The following is a 20,590-nucleotide window of genomic DNA, read 5'->3' on the forward strand; positions in this document are numbered from 1 at the left end:
CTTCGCATGTGGGGGGATGGTGGGAGCGCTCCCATTCGCTCCCCTTCGGACCGTAGCGCGGCACGCCGTATCTGTAAACGCTCCTGCACCGACCGTTGCGGGGCCCGCCGGAACGGGACCCCGGCACCGAGGAGGAACGGCTGTCAACCCGCCCCCGGCCCGAACCTGCGCCGGTACGCCGACGGCGTGATGCCGGTCTCGCGGCGCATCAGGGTGCGCAGATTGGCGGCGGTGCCGAGCCCGCTGCGCCGGGCGACCACCTCGAAGCGCGACTCGCCCCGCTCGATCAGCCGGCACGCCAGGGCGAGGCGCTCCCCCGTCAGCCACGCCAGCGGCGTCGTACCCAGTTGGGCCTGGAAGCGGCGGTGCAGCGTCGCCGGGCTGACCGCCGCGCGGGCCGCGAGGTCGGCCACGGCGAGCGGTGCGTCCAGCCGCTCCTGGGCCCAGGCCAGGACGGGCGCGAGGGACTCGTCCGGCACGTCCGGCATGGGGCGCTCCACGAACTGCCGCTGCCCGCCGTCCCGGTGCGCCGCGAAGACCAGCCGCCGGCTCACGGCGTTGGCGACCTCCGCGCCGTGGTCGCGGCTGACCACGTGCAGCCCGAGGTCGAGCGCGGCCGCGCTGCCCGCGGCGGTGAGGATGTCGCCGTCGTCCACGAACAGCACGTCCGGTTCGAGCCGGACGGAGGGGAAGCGGGCCCGGAAGTCGTCCGCCCACTGCCAGTGGGCGGTGGCCCGGCGCCCGTCGAGGACCCCAGCCTCGGCCAGGGTGAAGGCACCGCTGCAGAAGCCGACCAGGCGCGCGCCGCGATCGTGCGCGCGCCGGACGGCGTCGAGCACGGCGGGGCGGCGGGGCACCTCGATGTCCGGGCGGTTGGGGACGATCAAGGTGTCCGCCTCGTCGGCCGCTTCCAGACCGGCGACTCCCGTGAGGGTGAAGAAGGCGTCGCGCATCAGGGTGCGGGGCTCGGGCGAGCAGAGCCGGAAATCGTAGAGGTCGCGGCCGATCTCCGGCCGGCGCAGGCCGAAGACCTCGGTGGCACAGCCGAGTTCGAAGGGGTTGGAGTTCTCGTCCACGACCACCACGACCCGGTGCGTACCCGCGGCCCGCCCGTGCGAGGATTCTTTCGCCATGTGCAATTCCTAGCACTCACCGCGGCCGTCCGGGGCGGCCCAGGATGGCTCCGTGAACAGCGAACCCATCCCCCTCGGCAAGGCCCTGGCCTCCTTCGACGCCCTGTGGAGCCCCCGTATCGTCACCCGCGTCAACGACTACGACGTGCGCGTCGCCAAGGTCGCGGGCGAACACGTCTGGCACGTCCACGAGGACACCGACGAGTTCTTCCTCGTCCTCGACGGAGAGCTGCGGATCTCCCTGCGCGAGCCCGAGGGCGAGCGCACCGTCCTGCTCCCGAAGGGGGCGGTCTTCACCGTCCCGCAGGGCACCGAGCACAGGCCGTACGCCCCGTCCGGCGCCGCGATCCTCATGTTCGAGCCCACCGGCACACCGACCGTGGGCGACCGGCACGAGGAGATCCCCGACCACGTCGACGCGACGACCGGGCACGCGCTCGGCACCTGACCGGCCGCGGCACGGCCGTGCCGGAGCCGGGATGTGCGCGACATCTCACCTGCCCGAAACGGAACCGCCATTCCTGATCACTTATCCTGGACACATAGCGGAATAACAGTTCCGCTTCACTGGTTGTGCGCTTCGTGACCGAGCGGCCTCGCCGTCACCGAAGCACTGTCCCGTATGTCCTTGTTAAGGAGATCCATGGCGTCCGAGACCCGGCGCACCGGCCATCAGGTGACCTTCGTGGTCCTGGCGGCGAGTGTCACCGCGTACGCGCTGCTCCAGTCCCTGGTCACGCCGGTGCTGCCGACGATCCAGCAGGCGCTGCACACCTCGCAGAACACGGTCACCTGGGTGCTGACCGCGTATCTGCTGTCGGCCTCGATATTCACCCCGATCATGGGGCGGATCGGGGACATGGTCGGCAAGCGGCCGGTCTTCGTGGCGACGCTCGCCGCCCTGGCCGCCGGCTCGCTGCTGGCCGCGCTCGCCACGAACGTGACGGTGATGATCATCGCCCGTGTCGTGCAGGGCATCGGTGGCGGCGTGCTGCCGCTGGCCTTCGGCATCGTGCGCGACGAGTTCCCGCGCGAGAAGCTCAGCGGCGCGGTCGGCGCCATCGCCTCGCTCGTGGCCGTCGGCGGCGGTCTGGGCATCGTGCTGGCGGGCCCGATCGTCAACGCCCTCGACTACCACTGGCTGTTCTGGCTGCCCATGATCGTCACGATCCTGGCGGCCGTGGCCACCTTCCTCTTCGTGCCGCAGTCGCCGGTGCGCACCCCGGGCCGGATCAGCTGGTCGCCGGCGGTGCTGCTGTCGGCGTGGCTGGTCGCGCTGCTGGTCGCGCTGAGCCAGGCCCCAGTGTGGGGCTGGGGCTCGGGCAAGGTGATCGGCCTGTTCGCCGCGGCCGTGGTTCTCGCGGTGGCCTGGGTCGAGACCGAGCGGCGCGCCGCCACCCCGCTGATCGACATGAAGATGATGGCCCGCCCGGCGGTGTGGACGAACAACACGGTCGCGCTGCTGTTCGGCGTCGGCATGTACGCCGTCTTCGCCTTCCTGCCGGAGTTCGTGCAGACCCCGAAGTCCACCGGGTACGGGTTCGGCGTGTCCGTCACGCAGTCCGGGCTCATCCTGGCGCCGATGGCCGTGATGATGTTCCTGGTCGGCATGGGTGCCAACGGGCTGGCGGCGCGGATCGGCGGCAAGATCGTGGTGCTGCTCGGCGCGCTCATCGGCGCCGCCTCCATGGCGCTGCTCGCCTTCGCGCACACCCACACCTGGGAGTTGTACATCGCCACCGCGGTGATGGGTGTCGGCTTCGGCCTGGCCTTCGCGGCCATGTCCAGCCTGATCGTGGCCGCCGTGCCGCCCGCGCAGACCGGTGTGGCCAGCGGCATGAACGCCAACATCCGCACCATCGGCGGCTCCATCGGCGCCGCGCTCATGGCGAGCGTCGTGACCGCGCATCCCGCGGCCGACGGACTGCCGCGCGAGTCCGGCTACACCGGCGGGTTCGCGATGCTGGGCGGGGCGCTGCTGGTGGCCGCGCTGGCCGCGGTGCTGATCCCGGTGAGTCGCCGCGGGAACGTGGTGTCCGTCGAGGGCGCCGAGGACGAGGCCGCCGCAGCAGAGAGCGGCGCCGGGCAGGAGCTCGCGGCCGTCCCCGCGGGTAACGTCGAAGGCGACGCGTCGCACTGACACCGCCCGCCCTCACCTTGTGCACTGCGGCCGGTTCGGAACGGGAGTCGCTCATGGCAACGCAGGAGACGCGGCAGCGGCCGATGCGCCGCGACGCGGCCCGCAACCAGCAGTTGGTGCTCGCCGCCGCCCGTGAAGTGCTCAGCGAGCACGGCACCGACGCCAGCATGGAGCAGATCGCCTCACGGGCCGGCGTCGGCGTCGGCACGCTCTACCGGCGCTTCCCCAACAAGGAGGCGCTGGTGGAGGAGATCGCCGCGCAGGTGCTCGGCGAGCTGGTGGGCGAGGCGCGGCGCGCACTGCAGGCGCCCGACGGCACCGGCCTGGAGACGTACATCCAGGTGCTGGGCCAGTGGCTGGTCGAGTACCGCGGGTACGCGGACAAGCTGGTCGGCGCCACCAAGGCGGCCTGCGTGGAGATCCTGCGCGACCTGACCGGGCAGCTGCTCCGGCAGGGCCAGCAGGCCGGCCGGATCGCCCCCGAGATCGAACTCGGCGACGTGCAGGCGCTGGTGTGGGGGCTGCGCGGGGTCGTGGAGGTCAGCGGCGAGGTGGCACCCGACGCGTGGCGCCGCTTCGCGGCGGTCCAGCTGGCCGGGATGCGCGCGCCGGGCAGCCTGGAGGGCCTGCCGCCGGTGGGCAGCAAGGAGCTGGCCGAGATCACGGCGGGCGCGCACAAGGCGCACCGGGCGGCGCAGCAGCAGCCGGGCCGGCGTGCGGGTGACTGCCGGTAGCGATCGGTGGCCGCCGCCGGATCGGCGGCGAACGGACGAAAGCGCGGGCCCTGGTGTACGGGCCCGCGCTTCGTCGTGTGGCGCGCGCTTCGTCGGTGTGCTGGAGCGTCGGTGCGACTTGGCCGTTGGTGAGTGCCGCCAGGCGCCGCTCGTCGGCAGCCCCGCTCTGTTCGCTGGTACGGCCGCCGTACGGCCCCGCTCGTGCGCCTCGCTTCGTCGCCCGCCGTCGGCCGGACGGCTCAGCGGCGGGTGCCGCAGCTCGGGCAGAAGGCGGCGCCGGCGGGGACCTGGGCGTTGCAGGAGGTGCAGGCGTCCGGCTGGGCCAGGCGGTGGCCGCAGTTGGGGCAGAAGGCCGAGCCGTGGGTCTCGCCGTGGCACTGCGGGCAGACCAACTGCCGCTGGGCGGCGATGTCGTAGCCGTCGGCGGCGTTCTGCCCCGCGGAGTAGGCGCGCTCCGAGACGCCGTCGTTCAGCCCGCGCTGACGGGCCGCGACCGCTTCGGCCGCGGTGTCGGGCGCGCAGGTCAGGCAGATGCCCTGGCCGGCGTTCCAGCAGCGGTGGCAGACGTACGAGGTGCACCGCGGGCAGCGGTTGAAGTGGCCCTGGGCGGTGGCTATCGCGCGCTGGAAGGCGGCGTCGCGGGCGCTGCCGTAGCCCGCGCCCGCCAGGCCGTCGGCCGCGGTGGACACCCCGGAGCCGGTCCGGCCGAGCAGTCCCCAGGCCGCGTTGACGCCCTTGCCGACCCAACTGGCCATCCGGCCGCCGGCGTACGCCTCGAACGGCGAACGCCAGGTGTCCTGACAGCGGTTGCAGTGGAACTCGAACTGGAATCCCGCGCCTGTGCCGTGCTCCTCGCACAGATCACGGTAGTTGTTGCTGAAGTAGATTTCCGCGGTCACCGCCACGCCTCCCCGAGCGCTCAACGGCCGGCCCCTGCCGGCCGGTGTCCCCACGGAAGGTGACGCCCCGCGTACCCCTTCCGGTTCTGCCCGCCGACAGCGCCGGCAGACCGCACTCACTGTGGCACACAGCACCCCCCGCGCGTGCCATGACCTCGCATCCCGCGCCCCCGCCGACACCGCGAGGGCTCCGTGCCCCCGCAGCACCACCGGCGATTCCGCATCCCCGCCCCGCCGGCCTCTCTGACCCCTCCGTCAAGCCGAGCAACGAGCGCCCCACTCTGCGCACGACGGCACACCGGACACTGCGACCGTCCGGCACGTTGCCTTGCGCGCCGCCGGGTTGACCAGAGGGCGGTTCAGGGCTCGCCGAAGGCGTGGACGGCGTAGTCGGGAATATCCAATACACGGCTGATCGGTCCCGTCGCGTCAGACGGCGGTGAAGCCGCCGTCTGCGGGTACCACGGCTCCGGTGATGAAGCTGGAGCGTGGTGAGGCGAGGAAGCAGAGAACCTCGGCGATCTCTTCGGGCTGTGCGACCCGGCCCAGGGGCTGGGCGTCGGCGAACGATGCGAGGTAGGCGCGGCTGTCGGGGCGGATCGTGTCGAGGAAGTCGGTCTCGATGACGCCTGCGGCGACCAGGTTGGCGCGGATGCCCCATGGTCCGCCCTCGACGGCGAGCACCTTGGTCAGTTGGGCCAGGGCGCCTTTGGACGCGCTGTAGGCGGCGCCTTCGGGCAGGGCGACCGTGCCGGCGTAGGACCCGGTGCTGACGATGCTCCCGCCGCCCCGGCTCCGCATGGCCCGGAAGGCTTCCCGGGCGCAGAGGAAGGATCCGCGAGCGTTGACGGCCATCACGGTGTCCCAGTCCTCGGCGGTGGTTTCGGTGACGGGTTTGTTCAGGGTGCGTCCGGCGTTGTTCACCAGGATGTCCAGTCCTCCGAAGGCGTCCAGCGCCGAGCGGACCGCGTGGACGGCGGTCTCCTCCCGTGCGATGTCGCCCCGCATCGCGAGTACGCCGGGGAATTCGTCCCCCAGGGTCGTGACGTCGGGACGCAGGTCGACGGCGACGACGCGGGCGCCACGGGCATGGAGCAGCGCCACGGTCTCCTTGCCCACGCCGCGCGCGGCCCCGGTGACCAGGGCGGTCTTCCCGGCGAACTCGGATACTTCGGCGGACGCGGCGGTGGGCGTCATGATGAGGTCCTCTCGTAAGGATCAGGGTCGCGCGCGGTTTCCCGCGCCGGCGGCACGGGCTGCCGTACGGTCACGCACTCACGAGGCGGACGGCACAGGGGATGAGCGCGCGTGACGTGCGTGTGCGCGCGGGAGGCGTCGTGGACGCCCGGGCGGGTCGTTCAGTGCGCGGTGAGGCCGCCGTCGACGACGAGTTCCGAGCCGGTGACGAAGGAGGAGTCGTCGCAGGCGAGGAAGAGGATCGCGGGGGCGACCTCATCGGCGCGGCCGGCTCGGCGCATGGGGGTGCGCCGGATGTCCGGTTGCTGGTCGCCCTGCTCGTCCAGGAGGTCCTGGATCATCGGTGTGGCGACCACTCCGGGATGGATCGAGTTGACCCGTACGCCCTGCCGTGCGTACTCGACCGCGGCCGTCTTGCTCAGCAGGCGCACCGCGCCCTTCGACGCCTGGTAGGCCGCGGCCGCGCCGCTGCCCACCAATCCGAGCACGGACGAGGTGTTGATCACCGACGCGTTGCCGCTCGCTCGCAGCAGCGGTATCGCCGCCCTCATACCGAGCCAGGTGCCTTTCTGGTTCACCTCGATCACGCGGTCCCACATCTCCTCCCGCGTGTCCTCGATACCCGGCCAGTCCAGGATTCCGGCGAGGTTCACCAGCACGTCCAGCACACCGAAACGACCGCGTACGAGGGCCGTCACCTCCTCCCATTCCCGGGCTGAGGAGACATCGAGGAGGGCGGTCGCCACCTCCGCGCCACTCGCCTCGATGCGCTGCGCCAGCTCCTGGAGGGGTTCGCGGGCCACATCGGTGACCACCAGCCGGGCGCCCTCCTGGGCGAAGAGTTCGGCGGTCGCCGTGCCGATCCCCCCGGTCGCGCCCGTGATCAGGGCCACCTTGCCCTCAAGACGTCCTCCGGTCATGAATACGGTCCTTCCCTTGCGTGTGATACGTCCGTCAGCGACTGCTGCCTGCCCCGGCAGTCGGTCCGCTCCACCGAGTCTGCGCAGGTCAGCGACGCCCGACCAGGACGCGTGCTGCCTGGGTGCACCACACCCAGGCAGCCCACCGGTGCGCCGCCTAGCCTGAAGACATGGACGAAAACCGCCTGGGGGACTTCCTGCGGGCACGCCGCGCCGCCCTGAGCCCGCACGAGGTCGGGATGCCGAGCCACGGGACCCGCAGAGTCGCCGGGCTGCGCCGCGAGGAGGTCGCCGTCCTGGCCGGAGTGAACGCCGACTACTACGCCCGCCTGGAACAGGGCCGCGAACGCAACCCCTCACCCCAGGTGATCGACGCCCTCGGCCACGCTCTGCACCTCGACGAGGACGCCAGGACGCACCTGTACCGGCTGGCCGGGGCCGCCCCCGCCGGCCGGCCGGCGCCTCGCCGCACCGAGGGCGTCAGCCCCGCCCTGCGACAGCTGATGGACGGCTACCCCAACACCCCGGCGTTCGTCATGAACAGGACCCTCGACCTCCTCGCGGTCAACGCGCTGGCCCAAGCCCTCTACTCGGCGTTCACCCCGGCGGACAATCTCGCCCGCATGACCTTCCTCGACCCGATCGGGCCCACCTTCTACACGGACTGGAACCGGGCGGCACAAGCCACCGTCGCCAACCTCCGCGAGGCGACCGGCTTGGAACCGGACAACCCGCGGCTGCGCGAACTCGTCGGCACCCTCACCGAGGGCAGCGCGGACTTCGCGCGCCTGTGGCAATCCCACACCGTGCGAGGCAAGACGCGGGACGCCAAACACTTCCACCACCCGGATGTCGGCCCGCTCACGCTCACCTACCAGGCGTTCGACGTACGCGAGGCACCCGGCCAGCAGCTCGTCATCTACCACGCCGAACCGGGCAGCCCAAGCGCCCACTCCCTCCACCTGCTCGGCTCCCTCCACGCCACCCGGCGCCGAGCCCACGCACAGCACACAGCTGATCAGCCCACACACCCCGGAGACCCGCACCAATAGTGCGACCCCGCCCTCGGCGCGCTTCATGGTGAGATCGGTGAAGGTCCGCAGGGTGAGGGCGGGCGCGGTCATCGGGCGCTCATCCGGGCCGTCAGCTGGCGAGGGCTTCAGTGAGGTGGGGGCGGGCGGCTTCCGGGAGGGCGTGGTGGAGGGCTTCGGCGCGGGTGCGGACGAGGCCGTTGCGGTAGGCGTGCGGGAGGTGCTGCCAGACGGCGGCGGCCTTGCCGGCTGCCGCCGAGGGGTCGCCGTCTACGTTGAGGCAGGTGGCCGCGTCCATTTCGAGGAGGGCACGGGTCATCACCGAGGGGGTGCGGGTGAGGGCGAGGGCGGCTTCCTGTTCGGCGTATGCCTCGCGGGTGCGGCCCAGCAGGGTGAACGCCTGGGAGAGGTGGACGTGGTGCTTCTGCGGTGGGTAGCCGAACCAGGTGTCGGCGGCCTGCGTGCGGTCCAGGTGCTTGGCGATGGTGCGGGCGTCGGCGACGGAGCGGAGCGCGCTGTCGTGGTCGCCGAGCGAGGCCGCGGCCCGGGCGTGGACGGCTGCGGCCAGGGCGGCGGCAGCGGAGGGCTTCGACCCGGCCTCGCCGCGGGCACGGGTGGCGAGGTCGGCCGCGGCCTTCGGGGCGCCGTAGTTGAGGGGCACCATGGCGTGCCGGGCCAGCGCCCACGCCAGCATCTCCCGGTCGCCCGACTCGCGCGCCGCCCCCTCGGCGGTGGCGAACCAGCCGTGCGCGTCGCGCTGGTCGCTGCGGTCGTGCTGGATGATCGCCACAAGTCCGGTGATCCCCGCGGCCGTACGAGCCAGGTCGGCCCGCACCCCGGCGGCATGCGGCCGAGTCAGCACGTCCCGCAGCAGATCCAGATCCCCCCGCATCTCCGCGAGCACTTCCCCCGGAGAACGCCCCCGATACCCACCGCGATGCCGCTCGAACGCTCCCTCCAGATACGCCAGATCACCCGCGTCCGAACCGGACAGCGCGGCATCGATCCCCCGCCGCACCTCCGCAATACCGGGCAGCGCAACCGCCCCGCTGGCAGCAACAGCCGCCGCCCCCAAGAACCTCCGCCGATCCACCTCCGCGCCCTCCTCCTACGGTCGACGCCAACCCTCCCGCTGCGGCAGGCGCCCCGTCCCGCCGACTGGTTGCCGCTTCAGTTCCCTTGCCGCGCCTTCGGGCCAGAGGACTTCGGGCCAGAGGACGGAGTACGGCACCTCCGTGCGCTCGGCGTACGCGACGAGCGATCACCCAGCAATTCCCCCTCCGTACGGGACCGTCGTGCTGTCGGAACAGGACGGAGCCCAACGTGCCTGGTCCCGCCGGGGACTTCGATTGCGTCGATCTGCCGATCGTCCGGCCGGGACCGCATCGCGCTGTACGACGGCCCCGGCTCGGTGATCAGCTTGTTTCGTCCAGGAAGTCGGCGACCGGTGGCAGGCGGCGGTGGCGGGTGAGGGCGGTGTGGAGGTCGGCAAGCGTGCCGGTGGTGCGGGCGGATTGGACACCGCCCATCAGGGCCACCGCTTGCCGGGCGGTCTCGACGGCGCCTTCGATGTTCCCGGCCGCCAGGTACGCCTCCGCGCGACGGGCCTCGTAGATGGCGGCACCGCGGGGTTCGGCGGTGGCGTTGTACGGGTCGGGGTGCGTGGTCGCGGTGGTGAAGAAGTCCAGCGCGCGGGTGGGTTCGCCCAGCGTCAGCGCCGCCGAGCCCGCGGCCTGGAAGATCTCGCCGGCCGTCATCCAGTACATGACCCCGTTGTCGTCCTGCGGGCGCCCGCCGCGCTCGTACGACGCCAGCGCGGCATCGACAGCCCGGTACGCCTCGGTGGGGTTGCCCGCGATCGAGTAGGCGCGGGCCCGCCGGATGTGCAGCAGCGTCACGACGCGGGGCGAGTCGATCCCGGCCCGTTGGCCGAGGGCCGTGTTCAGCATCGCCAACGCGCCGGCGGGGTCGGGCCGCGGCTTGCCGTTGTAGCGGACGATGGACCAGAAGGCCGCGGCCACCGCGCCCACCGTGGCGTCCCCGGCGCTGCCCGCGGCCCGAAGAGCCTGGGCGTAGTGGAATTCGGCGGTGTCGGTCCGGCCGCTGTCGTAGGCGCACCACCCGGCGAGCCGCGCGGCCTCGGCTGCGCTGGCGAACAGGCGCCGACCGACCTCCTCGGTGTAGGAGAACTCCGTCAGGAGCCTGCGGGCGAGGCGCATTTCGGCGACCGCCGAGTCGTAGACCACGTCGGAGCCGAGGTCGTCGTCCAGGTGCCGCAGCGCGGTCAGCCGCGCGTCGATCCGATCGGCGGCCGCGGCGTCGATCCGTCGGCCGGACGCCTGCGCGGCAGCCGGCAGGGCAGTCGCCCACTGGGCGACGACGGCTGCGACCACGCCGGTCGACGCCGTCATGAATCCGCGTCGGTCCACAGGGCCTCCCACCTCCAGTGCTTCCATCGTTCCCGCCGTCGTCCACGGCAACTCCCACACAGCATCGCCGTGTTGCAGCCCGCACAGCAGCCAGCCGGGCCAGCCCCGGGCCTGCACCTCCCGAGCGGGGATACCGAAGACGGCGGCCATGGCCATCTGAGTGGTGACGGTGGGCACTTGTGGCCGCTCGGGCTGCGTCCACCGCGAGACCTTCTCCTTGCGGGTGGCGAACTGCCCGTATCCGCGGCGGACATACTCGTCACGTACCCGGCGCAGGTACGACTCGTTGGTCCACCCCCGCCGAGTGATCAACTCGGTGAGCGGATGACGAGCCTCGGGCATCTTCGACCTCCGTAACGCCGGCACTGCCAGTGTGGGCCACCAGATGCCCGAATGGGCCCGAGAAAGCAACCGAAGCAACCAGCGGCACCCGGCAGCAACGGTCGAAGCCTTCCGCCGCCGAACGTGCTCAGGCTCTTATGAGTACGCCGTCACCCGCAAAGGAAGCAGCGCGGGAAATCCGTATCGGATGGCAGGACCGTTACGTAGTAAGGGGTGGACGCATGGCTGGGCGTGGCCCGTCGGAGGGTGGGGTTGGACTGCGGCCCAATGGGGCCGCGATGCGGGCGTTGCGGACCGCGCTGAAGGTGAGTCTGCGGGACATGCAGCAGCGCACCGGGCTCGACCCCGGCTACCTCTCACGCCTGGAGCGCGGGCTCGCCGGAGCGGGGGCCGAGACCATCCGCCGCTGCGCCGACGCACTCGACGTACCCGCCGGCGCCATCACCCACGACCGATGAACGCACGCCGGCACCAGCACAAGCCACGCCCCCAAGACCTGGACGCAGGGCCCTACTTGCAAACATTCGCGAGGAATTCACCGATGGAAGGTGCACGGCACATGGGAACGGCATGGAGCGGGCGGCTGCCCGACTGCTCCTGGCTGCGGTTCTTCGGCGAGGAGTTGCGCACCGTACGCGAACAACTCGGCCTGACCCTGAGGGAGGTCGCCGCCGGAACCACCTACAGCTTCCAGCAGATCTCCAACGTCGAGGCCGCCCGCCGAACCCCCTCCCAAGCCCTCGCCCGCGAACTCGACCGCACCCTGGGCACCGGCGACCGCTTCCAGCGCATCCTCACACGCGTCCTCGCCGACACCTTCCCCACCTGGTTCACCTCCATGGCCGACGAAGAAGCACAAGCCACCCAGATCCGCATCTGGGAACCCCGCATCATCCCCGGCCTGTTCCAAACCGAGGACTACACCCGACAACGCCTCCGCTGGGCCAACCCCCACCTGTCATCGGACGAGTTGGACGAAGCCGTCGCCGCACGCGCCGCACGCCGGCACATCCTCACCCGCGACCAACCCCCCTACATCTGGCTCATCCTCGACGAATCGGTCCTCCTGCGCCCCATCGGCGGCCCCACCGTCATGACCCGCCAACTCCACCACCTCACCCAAGCCGCAGAAACCCCCCACCTCACCCTCCAAATCGTCCCCCTCACCGCCACTCCCCACCCCGGCCTCGACGGCCCCCTCACCATCTGGACCTACCCCGACCGCCCCGACATCGCCTACATCGACCACCCCCACACCCCCCACCTCATCGAAACCCCCCACGACGTCAGCGACACCACCCTCACCCACAACCTCCTCGCCGCCACCGCCCTCGACCCCACCACCTCACTCGACCACATCCACACCCTCACCAAAACCACCTACGGTGCGTAACCGGCCCAGGACGCACCACGGCCCCGGCAGCCACCGAAGGGCTGCCGGGGCCGGTCGAATGTGCCGCTCAGGCGGCCGCGCGCGTCAGCCCTGGCGGGCCTTGCTGCGCGGGTCCTTGCGGTTGATCACGTACACCTTGCCGCGCCGGCGGACGATCTGGGCGCCCGGACGGTTCTTGAGCGAGCGAAGCGAGTTGCGTACCTTCATCGGAGCGCCTTTCTGCTCGTAACCTGTCTCATACAGCCCGCTCAACAGCGGTGGGGGCGGGTACATTCCCTCCGGCAGGCACGCGGCGGAGGGAGCGGCCATGGGCAGCGTGGGCAGCGACGGCACGGATGCGGAGCGCGAGCGGGACAAGGACGACGAGCCCGATTTCAGCAGCCCCGGATTCTCCAGCCCCGACTTCAGCTCCCCCGATTTCAGCACCCCTGACTTCACGGGCCCCGGCGACTACACCCCGCCCGAGTACGAGGTGCCGCCCTTCCGCGGCCCGGACTACGAGGCCGAGGACGCCGACGACCTGGTCCCCGAAGAGGCGGGTTTCTCCAGCCCGGGCTTCACCAGCCCCGACTTCACGAGCCCGGGCCCCATCGACGACGCGGACGACGCGGACGACGACCGCTGACCCGAACAGCCCGACCCCGGTCCTCGCTCCCCGACCCCGGGCCCCGGTCCGGGACCCGGGCGGAACGGACTCGCCTCAGATGCGGGAGTTGCGCAGCGACTGCATCACCGCGCCGGCCAGTGCCCGCGTCGCCCGCGGGACGGACAGCTCCTCGTGCTCGCGGTACAGCGACCAGTTGTACTTGACCAGGGACATCTTGTTGGAGGACAGCGATCCGGCCTGGTGGGCCCGGTACACCGCGAGCGGCTCGGCCAGCCCCCGGGCGTCGGCGCCGTCCCGCATGATCGACAGCCACAGGGCGTAGTCCTGGCGCTTGCGCATCTCCGGCATCAGCCTCGTGCCCAGGGCGTTGCGGTCGTACATGGCGGTGAGAGCGCCGATGTGGTCCTGGACCAGCATCGCGCGGTAGTCCACGTGCGGCCGCGCGCGGATGACCCGGCCGTTGGGGACCCAGTCGGTGCTCTCGCCGGCGTAGTCGGCGTCCATCTTGTAGTACGAGGTGAACGTCAAGGGCGCGTCGCCTTCCGCGGCGAAGGCGAGCTGCTTCTCCGTCTTCTCCGGCAGCCACATGTCGTCGCTGTCGAGAAAGGCGATGTAGTCCCCGCGGGCCCGCTCGATGGCGAGGTTGCGGGCCCGGCCCGCACCGCCCCGTTCCGGTGCCGACTGCGGCAGGACGCGCTCGTCCTGCGCGGCGAACTCGCGGAGCAGGTCCATGGAGCCGTCGGAGGACTGATCGTCGGTGACCAGTAGCTCCAGGTCACCGTGGGTCTGCGTGAGCACCGACCGGACGGCTGCGCCGAGGGTGGCGGCCGAGTTGTACACGGGCATCACAACGGACACCAAGGGCACGGCACTTCTCCTTGCCAGATCAGGGACGACGGCCCATTCAAGCACCGCGGTCGAGCAGGTGCCGACCCGCGGACGACCATTGCTGGTCAAGGCTACGCAGCCCCGTAGGCGCCGCCGAGCCGGGTCACCGTGTCATGAGCCGGGGCGGGGGCCCGCACCGCGTCCGGCAGTCCGGCAGTTTGCAGCCAGGGCCCCGATCATGCCGGGGCCAGGCTCGCGGACGCCGCGCGGGCGACCGCTCGGGCCACCGCTGCCAGCGCGGGCGAATCGAGTTTCCACTGCTGCCAGTGCAGCAGAACGTCCACGGGGTGGTCCGGGGCGAGTTCGACGAGGGTGCCCGCGGCGAGGTGGGGGGCCGCCTGGCTCTCCGGGATCATGCCCCAGCCGAGCCCGCTCGCGACGGCGGCGGTGAACGCCTCGGAGGAGGGGGTGTGGTGGCGGGCGCGGGTCGGGGTGCGGCCGGGGGCGAAGGCGCGCAGGAAGCCGTCCTGGAGGTCGTCCTTGCGGTCGAAGACGACCATGGGCGCGCCGGGCAGCGCGTCCCGGAGCGGGGTGCCGGCGAGCCAGCGGGCGGCGAAGCGCGGGGTGGCCGCGGCGAGGTAGCGCATCCGGCCGAGCGCCCGTACCGAGCAGCCCTGCACGGCCTGCGGGGAGGAGGTGACGGCCGCCATCACCAAGCCCTGGCGGAGCAGGGCGGCGGTGTGGTCCTCGTCCTCGCGGTGCAGCTCGAAGGTGACGTCGTGGCTGCCGGCGACCTCGACCAGCGCGGGCAGGAACCAGGTGGCCAGCGAGTCGGCGTTCACGGCGATCGGCAGGGCGGTGGGGCCGGCGCCGTCGCCGATGCCGAGGTCGGTGCGCACGTCCTGCTCCAGCCGGGCCAGCTGCCGGCCGAAGCGCACCAGGACCTCGCCGGAGGCGGTGAGCCGCACCGGCTTGGTGCGCAGCAGCAGCACCCGCCCGGTGCGCTGCTCCAGCGCCTTGATCCGCTGGCTGACGGCGGAGGGCGTGACGTGCAGGGACTCCGCGGCCGCCTCGAAGGTGCCCTCGTCCACGGCGGCGAGCAGCGTACGGACCTGGTCCAGCGGAAGGTCGAACACGCGGCGGCTCCTTCTCCGGGCAATGGCGGCCGGCTCCTGAGTGGGGATAATCATAAGCAGTGCTGATGCTGCCTAATAATCATTAGCTGGCTTGAAGCACATGGCGGCTCCTAGCCTGCGGTCATGCATGCCGCTCTTGTCGCCTCCTTGGCGGGCCTTGGTACGGGAATGTCGCTCATCGTGGCGATCGGGGCGCAGAACGCCTTCGTGCTGCGCCAGGGGCTGCGCCGCGAGCACGTCGCGGTGGTCGTCGCCATCTGCGCCGCCTCCGACCTGCTGCTGATCTCGCTGGGCATCGGTGGGGTGGGCTCGCTGATCCGGCGGTGGCCCACCGCGCTGACGGTCACCGCGTGGGCGGGCGCGGCCTTCCTGCTGACGTACGGGGTGCTGGCCGCCCGCCGCGCGCTGCGCCCCAGCGGCCTGGACGCGGGCGGCGGCACCGGCGGCTCTCTGCGTACGGCCGCGCTGACCTGCCTGGCGATGACGTGGCTCAACCCGCACGTCTACCTCGATACGGTGCTGCTCGTCGGCTCGGTCGCCAACAGCTACGGCGGCTCGCGGTGGCCGTTCGGCGTGGGCGCGGGCACGGCGAGCGTCCTGTGGTTCACCGCACTCGGCTTCGGCGCCCGCCTCCTGCGCGGCCCCTTCTCCCGCCCGGCCGCCTGGCGCGTCCTGGACGCGGTGATCGCCTGCATCATGATCACCCTGGCGGTGGCAATGGTTGCCCGCACCTGAAGGCCGGCCTGCCTGCGGCTCCGTGAGCCGGCGGGGTCAGCCGCGGTGGCGGGCGACGATCGAGGCGGTGTCGGTGCCGCGGGGGAAGACGCCGTACTGGTGGGCGCGGGTCTCGCCGAGGCGGGCGGCGACGAACGCCTCGGCCATCGGCGCCGGGGCGTGGCGCAGCATGAGCGAGGACTGCAGGGCCAGCGCCATCGCCTCCACGGTGCCGCGGGCTGCCACCTGCGCGGCCTGCGGGTCGGCCACCAGCTCGGCGAGGCCGGTACGCAGGCGGCGGACGTGCTCGTCCAGCACGGGGTGGGCGCCGGAGGTCGTGGCCAGCTCGGCCCAGAAGGCGTCCAGGGTCTGCGGGGTGCGGGCGATGCCGCGCAGCACGTCGAGCGCCACGACGTTGCCCGAGCCCTCCCACACCGCCATCACCGGCTGCTCGCGGTAGCGGCGGGCCAGCGGCCAGTCCTCGGTGTAGCCGTTGCCGCCCAGGCACTCCAGGGCTTCGTACGCGTGGTGCGGGCCGCGCTTGCAGATCCAGTACTTGGCCGCGGCCGTGGCCAGCCGCCGGAAGAGCACCTCCTGCTCGTCGCTGCCGGCCTCGTAGGCGTGCGCCAGGCGCAGCGCGGTCCAGGTCGCGGCCTCGGTCTCCAGCGCGAGGTCGGCGAGCACAGCGGTCATCGCGGGCTGGTCGACCAGCCGGGCGCCGAAGGCCGAGCGGTGGTCGGCGTGCCACAGCGCCTCGCTCAGCGACTGCCGCATGCCCGCGGCGCTGCCCAGGACACAGTCGAGACGGGTGTGGTTGACCATCTCGATGATGGTGGCCACCCCGCGGCCGGGCTCGCCGACCCGTACCGCCACGGTGCCGTCGAACTCGACCTCGCTGGAGGCGTTGGACTTGTTGCCGAGCTTGTTCTTCAGCCGCTGGATCCGCAGCACGTTGCGGGTGCCGTCGGGCAGCACGCGCGGTACGAGGAAGCAGGTCAGGCCCGCCTCGGCCTGCGCGAGCACCAGGAACGCGTCGGACTGGGGCGCCGAGAAGAACCACTTGTGGCCGGTGAGCAGGTGGGTGCGGCCGCCGTCCGCGCTCTGCGCGAGCGTGGTGTTGGCTCGCACGTCGGAGCCGCCCTGCTTCTCGGTCATCCCCATGCCGAAGGTCAGGCCCGTCTTGCGGGCGGGGGCGATCAGCCGCGGGTCGTAGGAGCGGCTGAGCAGCCCGGGCAGCCAGTCGCGGCCCACCTCCTCGTCGCGCTGGAGCACGGGGACGACCGCGTGCGACATCGAGACGGGGCAGGCGTGGCCCGGCTCGATCTGCGCGAAGAGCATGAAGACGGCCGCGCGCGCGACGGCCGCGCCCGGCTTCGGGTCGGCCCAGCCGCCGGTGTGGGCGCCGTGCCGCACGGCCGCGCCGATCACTTCGTGGTACGCGGGGTGGAAGTCGATCTCGTCGACGCGGTTGCCGTAGCGGTCGTGCGTGCGCAGGCTCGGCGGGAAGGCGTGGGCCTGCTCGGCCCACTCCTGGAACCGCGCGGAGCCGACGAGTTCGCCGACCTCGTGCAGCCCCGCCGCCCGGTCCCCGGCACCGTAATAGGCGACGGCCTCCACGAGGGGGGCGTTGGTGCCGTACTCGTCGATGTCCACCCGGGGCGGGGCCTGGTTGGCGACCTGGTGCGTGAGGTGCGGCGCGGGTGTCGTCATGAAGGGTTCGCCTCCGAGTGCGGCTTCGGCTACGCCGACTCAACCACGCAGGTCGCCTTTTGGCGAGGGCGGCAACTCGCCGACGGGGTTCCCGTCTCGTCGCCGACTGCCGCACGGATTGGGCTTGTCGCGCAGTTCCCCGCGCCCCTGAAGTGATACGCCTCGCCCTCCGCGCCAAGAGCGAGGTGTCGCGGGCTACAGCGGGCGGAAGCCTATGACGGCGGCGTCGTCGCGGCGGTCGTCCACGCTGGCGAGCAGCCGCGCGCAGAGTTCGGTGAGGCCAAGGCCCGCCGCCCTGCACTCCTCCGCGAGAGCGGCCAGCGCGGACATGCCCTCGCCGATGTCGGTGCCCGGCACCTCGATCATGCCGTCGGTGTAGAGCAGAAGGACGTCGCCGGTGCGCAGCTCGTGGTGGCGGGTGGTGCGCGGCATCGCGGGAGCGACGCACAGCGGCAGGTCGGGACCCTCCTCGTCCAGGAAGCGCGGGGCGGCACCGGGGCGCAGGAGCAGCGGCGGCGGGTGCCCGGCGTTGGACCAGGCCGCGTGCCAGCGCCCGTCAGGGCCGGGGGCGAGCCCGGCGTGCACCATCGTGACCAGCGGCGCGATGCCGAGCCCGTCGGCGACCCGGTCCAGCTGGGCCAGCGACTCGGCGGGCGACTGCGGCCGGGAGCGGTCGTAGGCGATCACCCGCAGCATGCTGCGCAGCTGGCTCATGGCGGTGGCCGCGTCCAGGTCGTGGCCGGCGATGTCGCCGATGGTGAGGGTGACGCTGCCGTCGGGCAGCAGCAGCGCGTCGTACCAGTCGCCGCCGATCTCGGCGGTGCGGCTGGCCGGCTGGTAGTGGGCGGCGAGCTCGGCGCCGGGCACCCGCGGGGTGGCGGTGAGCAGGGCCCGCTGGAGGGTGAGCGCGGTGTGCCGGGTGCGCTGCAGCTCGATCGCCTGCCGCAGCGGCTCGCGCACCTCGTGCAGGATCTCGCCGAGCAGGGCGAGGTCGGCCCTGCCGGGCGGCGGGCTGTCGGCGCAGCCGGCCGCGCAGGCGAAGGCCACCACCGAGGAGTCGATGACGATCGGCACGATGGTCAGGCTGGTGGCGCGGGCGGCCCGCAGCCAGCGCCGCGACATCTCCGACAGGGCGCCCTCGGGCGGGTCGCCGGCGGGGAAGACCACCAGTTCGGTCCGCCGGCTCTCGATGACCTGCTGGGCGATGGCGCCCACGGTGTAGGGCCGGTTGGTGATCGGCGGCATGGGCGGCAGCCCGGTACGGGCGGTGGAGGCCACCCGGACGGCGGTGAGCGGGGTGTTCCTGCCGGTCATCCCCGGCGGGGGCAGCAGGAAGACCGCGCAGGCGTCGGTGAGGTCGGGGACGACGGCGGCGGCCACGGCGGCGAAGGCGTCGGGTACGTTGTCGGCCCCGGAGACGGTCGCCACCCGGGCCAGCAGCCGCTCGCGCAGCCGGTTGCGCCACTGGTCCTCGACGTCGGCGGTGGCGCCGATCCACTCCACGACCTCGCCCTCGCGCACCACGGGCACCGCCCGTGACTGCACGTGCCGGTACTGCCCGCTGGTGGTGCGCATCCGGAAGGTGCACACGAACATCGACGGCGTGCCCTCGGCCGCCTCCTGCCAGGTCCGCACCAGCCGGGCCCGGTCGTGCGGGTGCACCCCCTCCAGCCACGCCTCGTCGATCACCGGCCGCCAGGGCCGCCCGGTGAACTCCTCGAAGCCGCCGACCAGCTCGGTGATGCGCCCGTCCGGCGTCATCAGCCAGACGATCTGCGTCACCGCCGCCATCAGCGCCTCGTAGCGCTGCAGCGCCTGCTGCCGCTGCTCCAGCAGGCGCTCGGCGGCCTCGGCGGCGTCGACCTGGGCGGTGGTGTCCACGGCGACGGCGAGCACGCCGGGCCCGTAGCGGGAGACGACCGGGGAACAGCTGTACATGAAGTGCCGGCGGCCGGGCGCGCCGGGGAAGGTGCCCTCGGTGGTGCGCGGCGTGACCACCTGGCGGGCGGTACGGTCGCGGTAGACCTGGTCGAGCATGCTGACGAAGCGGGCCGCGTTGGGTTCGGTGAAGACCTCCGCGCAGGGCGCGCCCTTGGTGCGCGGGCCGAACAGCGCCCTGAAGGCGTCGTTGTAGTAGACGAGACGGTGGTCGGAGCCCGCGGTCAGCGCGACGGCCACGATGGCGCGGTCGAACACCTCGGGTTCGAGCTCGGGCACGCCCACGTCGCTGCCGGTCCGCGTCATCCTCCGATCATCGCGCGGGCGGCGCCGCCAGTCGCGCCGAACACGTCGGCCCGCCGGCACCACGCCGGGCGGCCCTGACCGGTCCGGGCCGCACCCGGACGGCGGAGGGGGGGTGTGCGGGCGGCGGCGGCCGGGCAGGCGCCGGGGAGCCGCGAAAGCCCGCCGCCGCTACCGTGGGGGCGGGGCCACGTACACGCAAGGAAGTCAGGCATATGAGCGCAGCGCCCGTCATTCCCGACATCACCCTCAACAACGGCGTGACCATCCCGCAGCTCGGCTTCGGGGTGTTCCAGATCGAGCCGAAGGACACCAAGGCGGCCGTGCTGGCCGCGCTGGAGACCGGCTACCGGCACATCGACACCGCGGAGATGTACGGCAACGAGAAGCAGGTCGGGCAGGCGGTCGCCGAGTCCGGCCTGAAGCGCTCGGACGTCTTCGTCACCAGCAAGCTGAACAACGGCTACCACGCCCACGCCCAGGCACTCGCCGCGTTCGACCGCACCCTGGACGACCTCGGGATGGAGCAACTGGACCTGTTCCTCGTCCACTGGCCGCTGCCGGGCATCGGGGACTACACCGAGACCTGGCGGGCGATGGAGGAGATCCTCGCCTCCGGGCGGGTCCGGGCGATCGGCGTGTCGAACTTCCAGACCGCCCACCTCGACCGGCTCTTCCAGGAGACCTCGGTGGTGCCCGCGGTCAACCAGATCGAGGTGCACCCCTACCTGGTCCAGGACGAACTGCGCGAGTTCGACGCCCGGCACGGCATCGCCACCCAGGCGTGGTCGCCGATCGCGCAGGGCAAGGTGCTCGACGACCCGGTGATCACCGCCATCGCCGGGCGGCTCGGCCGCAGCCCCGCCCAGGTGGTGCTGCGCTGGCACATCCAGCGCGGCGACATCGTCTTCCCCAAGTCGGTCACACGGGCGCGGATCGAGGAGAACATCCGGATCTTCGACTTCGAGCTGACCGAGGACGATCTGGCGCGGATCACCGCGCTGGACCGCGGCGAGCGCACCGGTCCGGACCCGGACACCTTCAACTGGGTGCCGGCGTAGGACCTGTCCGACCGGCGGGACCCCGCCGCGCTCGACCTGATCGCCGCGGCCGACAGCGGCGAGAAGCGGGTGGCA

At 72.4% G+C, this 20,590-nt stretch carries 20 protein-coding genes; 9 read left to right on the top strand and 11 right to left on the bottom strand.

Translation table 11 applies throughout. The features are described 5' to 3' along the window. Positions 1-143 precede the first annotated feature (143 nt). Positions 144-1,133: a GlxA family transcriptional regulator gene (locus tag BLR33_RS01750; RefSeq protein WP_093782413.1), complete on the bottom strand. Its 990-nt coding sequence runs from the start codon at positions 1,131-1,133 to the stop codon at positions 144-146. Positions 1,134-1,185: 52 nt separating this feature from the next. Here BLR33_RS01750 and BLR33_RS01755 point away from each other — a divergent pair, with 52 nt between their 5' ends. The 3 genes from BLR33_RS01755 to BLR33_RS35775 all read left to right on the top strand — a co-directional run bounded on the left by BLR33_RS01755 (position 1,186) and on the right by BLR33_RS35775 (position 4,007). Continuing rightward, positions 1,186-1,581 carry a cupin domain-containing protein gene (locus BLR33_RS01755; RefSeq protein ID WP_093782414.1) on the top strand — a complete coding sequence of 132 codons (396 nt, stop codon included), beginning with the start codon at positions 1,186-1,188 and terminating at the stop codon, positions 1,579-1,581. 195 nt (positions 1,582-1,776) lie between these two features. Continuing rightward, the gene (locus BLR33_RS01760) at positions 1,777-3,273 is read left to right on the top strand and encodes an MFS transporter (RefSeq protein WP_093782415.1); all 1,497 of its coding nucleotides are present in this window, start codon (positions 1,777-1,779) and stop codon (positions 3,271-3,273) included. Between the two features lie 53 nt (positions 3,274-3,326). Further along, positions 3,327-4,007, top strand: a complete 681-nt coding sequence (locus BLR33_RS35775) for a TetR/AcrR family transcriptional regulator (protein WP_093782416.1) — start codon at positions 3,327-3,329, stop codon at positions 4,005-4,007. 239 nt (positions 4,008-4,246) lie between these two features. On the opposite strand, the gene BLR33_RS01770 is transcribed toward BLR33_RS35775, so the two are convergent. The 3 genes from BLR33_RS01770 to BLR33_RS01780 all read right to left on the bottom strand — a co-directional run bounded on the left by BLR33_RS01770 (position 4,247) and on the right by BLR33_RS01780 (position 7,023). Then, positions 4,247-4,906 carry a zinc ribbon domain-containing protein gene (locus BLR33_RS01770; RefSeq protein ID WP_093782417.1) on the bottom strand — a complete coding sequence of 220 codons (660 nt, stop codon included), beginning with the start codon at positions 4,904-4,906 and terminating at the stop codon, positions 4,247-4,249. 429 nt (positions 4,907-5,335) lie between these two features. Beyond that, complete coding sequence (locus BLR33_RS01775; RefSeq protein WP_093782418.1) at positions 5,336-6,103, bottom strand: SDR family NAD(P)-dependent oxidoreductase; 768 nt, start codon at positions 6,101-6,103, stop codon at positions 5,336-5,338. Positions 6,104-6,264: 161 nt separating this feature from the next. Then, positions 6,265-7,023, bottom strand: coding sequence for an SDR family NAD(P)-dependent oxidoreductase (locus BLR33_RS01780; RefSeq protein WP_093782419.1), 759 nt, complete (start codon positions 7,021-7,023; stop codon positions 6,265-6,267). A 170-nt stretch (positions 7,024-7,193) separates the two neighbouring features. Between BLR33_RS01780 and BLR33_RS01785 the strand changes: the two genes are divergently transcribed. Further along, a complete protein-coding gene (locus tag BLR33_RS01785; protein ID WP_093782420.1) occupies positions 7,194-8,075 on the top strand; it encodes a helix-turn-helix transcriptional regulator in 882 nt (293 codons plus the stop codon). Between the two features lie 91 nt (positions 8,076-8,166). On the opposite strand, the gene BLR33_RS01790 is transcribed toward BLR33_RS01785, so the two are convergent. Both BLR33_RS01790 and BLR33_RS01795 read right to left on the bottom strand, forming a co-directional pair. Next, positions 8,167-8,946 (bottom strand): hypothetical protein, encoded by a 780-nt coding sequence (locus tag BLR33_RS01790; protein ID WP_245771079.1) that lies wholly within the window; start codon positions 8,944-8,946, stop codon positions 8,167-8,169. 523 nt (positions 8,947-9,469) lie between these two features. Further along, positions 9,470-10,825: a tetratricopeptide repeat protein gene (locus BLR33_RS01795; protein WP_093782421.1), complete on the bottom strand. Its 1,356-nt coding sequence runs from the start codon at positions 10,823-10,825 to the stop codon at positions 9,470-9,472. Between the two features lie 278 nt (positions 10,826-11,103). Between BLR33_RS01795 and BLR33_RS34950 the strand changes: the two genes are divergently transcribed. Further along, positions 11,104-11,283, top strand: coding sequence for a helix-turn-helix domain-containing protein (locus tag BLR33_RS34950; protein WP_176930070.1), 180 nt, complete (start codon positions 11,104-11,106; stop codon positions 11,281-11,283). A gap of 101 nt (positions 11,284-11,384) precedes the next feature. Continuing rightward, positions 11,385-12,218: a helix-turn-helix domain-containing protein gene (locus BLR33_RS01805; RefSeq protein ID WP_176930071.1), complete on the top strand. Its 834-nt coding sequence runs from the start codon at positions 11,385-11,387 to the stop codon at positions 12,216-12,218. 84 nt (positions 12,219-12,302) lie between these two features. Here the strand turns inward: BLR33_RS01805 and ykgO are convergent, their stop codons facing one another. After that, positions 12,303-12,425: a type B 50S ribosomal protein L36 gene (gene ykgO / locus BLR33_RS01810; protein WP_033172643.1), complete on the bottom strand. Its 123-nt coding sequence runs from the start codon at positions 12,423-12,425 to the stop codon at positions 12,303-12,305. A 100-nt stretch (positions 12,426-12,525) separates the two neighbouring features. Here ykgO and BLR33_RS01815 point away from each other — a divergent pair, with 100 nt between their 5' ends. Further along, positions 12,526-12,843 carry a hypothetical protein gene (locus BLR33_RS01815; protein WP_093782424.1) on the top strand — a complete coding sequence of 106 codons (318 nt, stop codon included), beginning with the start codon at positions 12,526-12,528 and terminating at the stop codon, positions 12,841-12,843. A gap of 75 nt (positions 12,844-12,918) precedes the next feature. On the opposite strand, the gene BLR33_RS01820 is transcribed toward BLR33_RS01815, so the two are convergent. Then, positions 12,919-13,692: a glycosyltransferase family 2 protein gene (locus BLR33_RS01820; RefSeq protein ID WP_093782425.1), complete on the bottom strand. Its 774-nt coding sequence runs from the start codon at positions 13,690-13,692 to the stop codon at positions 12,919-12,921. A 197-nt stretch (positions 13,693-13,889) separates the two neighbouring features. Then, entirely contained in the window at positions 13,890-14,789 is a 900-nt protein-coding gene (locus BLR33_RS01825) for a LysR family transcriptional regulator ArgP (RefSeq protein WP_245771080.1), read from the bottom strand. Between the two features lie 123 nt (positions 14,790-14,912). On the opposite strand from BLR33_RS01825, the gene BLR33_RS01830 reads away from it, so the two are divergent. Next, the gene (locus tag BLR33_RS01830; RefSeq protein ID WP_093782427.1) at positions 14,913-15,524 is read left to right on the top strand and encodes a LysE/ArgO family amino acid transporter; all 612 of its coding nucleotides are present in this window, start codon (positions 14,913-14,915) and stop codon (positions 15,522-15,524) included. A 36-nt stretch (positions 15,525-15,560) separates the two neighbouring features. Here BLR33_RS01830 and BLR33_RS01835 read toward each other — a convergent pair whose 3' ends face one another. Further along, entirely contained in the window at positions 15,561-17,213 is a 1,653-nt protein-coding gene (locus BLR33_RS01835; protein ID WP_093782428.1) for an acyl-CoA dehydrogenase family protein, read from the bottom strand. 195 nt (positions 17,214-17,408) lie between these two features. Then, entirely contained in the window at positions 17,409-19,457 is a 2,049-nt protein-coding gene (locus BLR33_RS01840; RefSeq protein WP_093782429.1) for a SpoIIE family protein phosphatase, read from the bottom strand. 212 nt (positions 19,458-19,669) lie between these two features. Between BLR33_RS01840 and BLR33_RS01845 the strand changes: the two genes are divergently transcribed. Next, positions 19,670-20,515, top strand: a complete 846-nt coding sequence (locus BLR33_RS01845) for an aldo/keto reductase (protein WP_093782430.1) — start codon at positions 19,670-19,672, stop codon at positions 20,513-20,515. Positions 20,516-20,590: the final 75 nt, after the last annotated feature.

The organism is Actinacidiphila guanduensis (assembly GCF_900103985.1).
GTDB lineage: Bacteria > Actinomycetota > Actinomycetes > Streptomycetales > Streptomycetaceae > Actinacidiphila > Actinacidiphila guanduensis.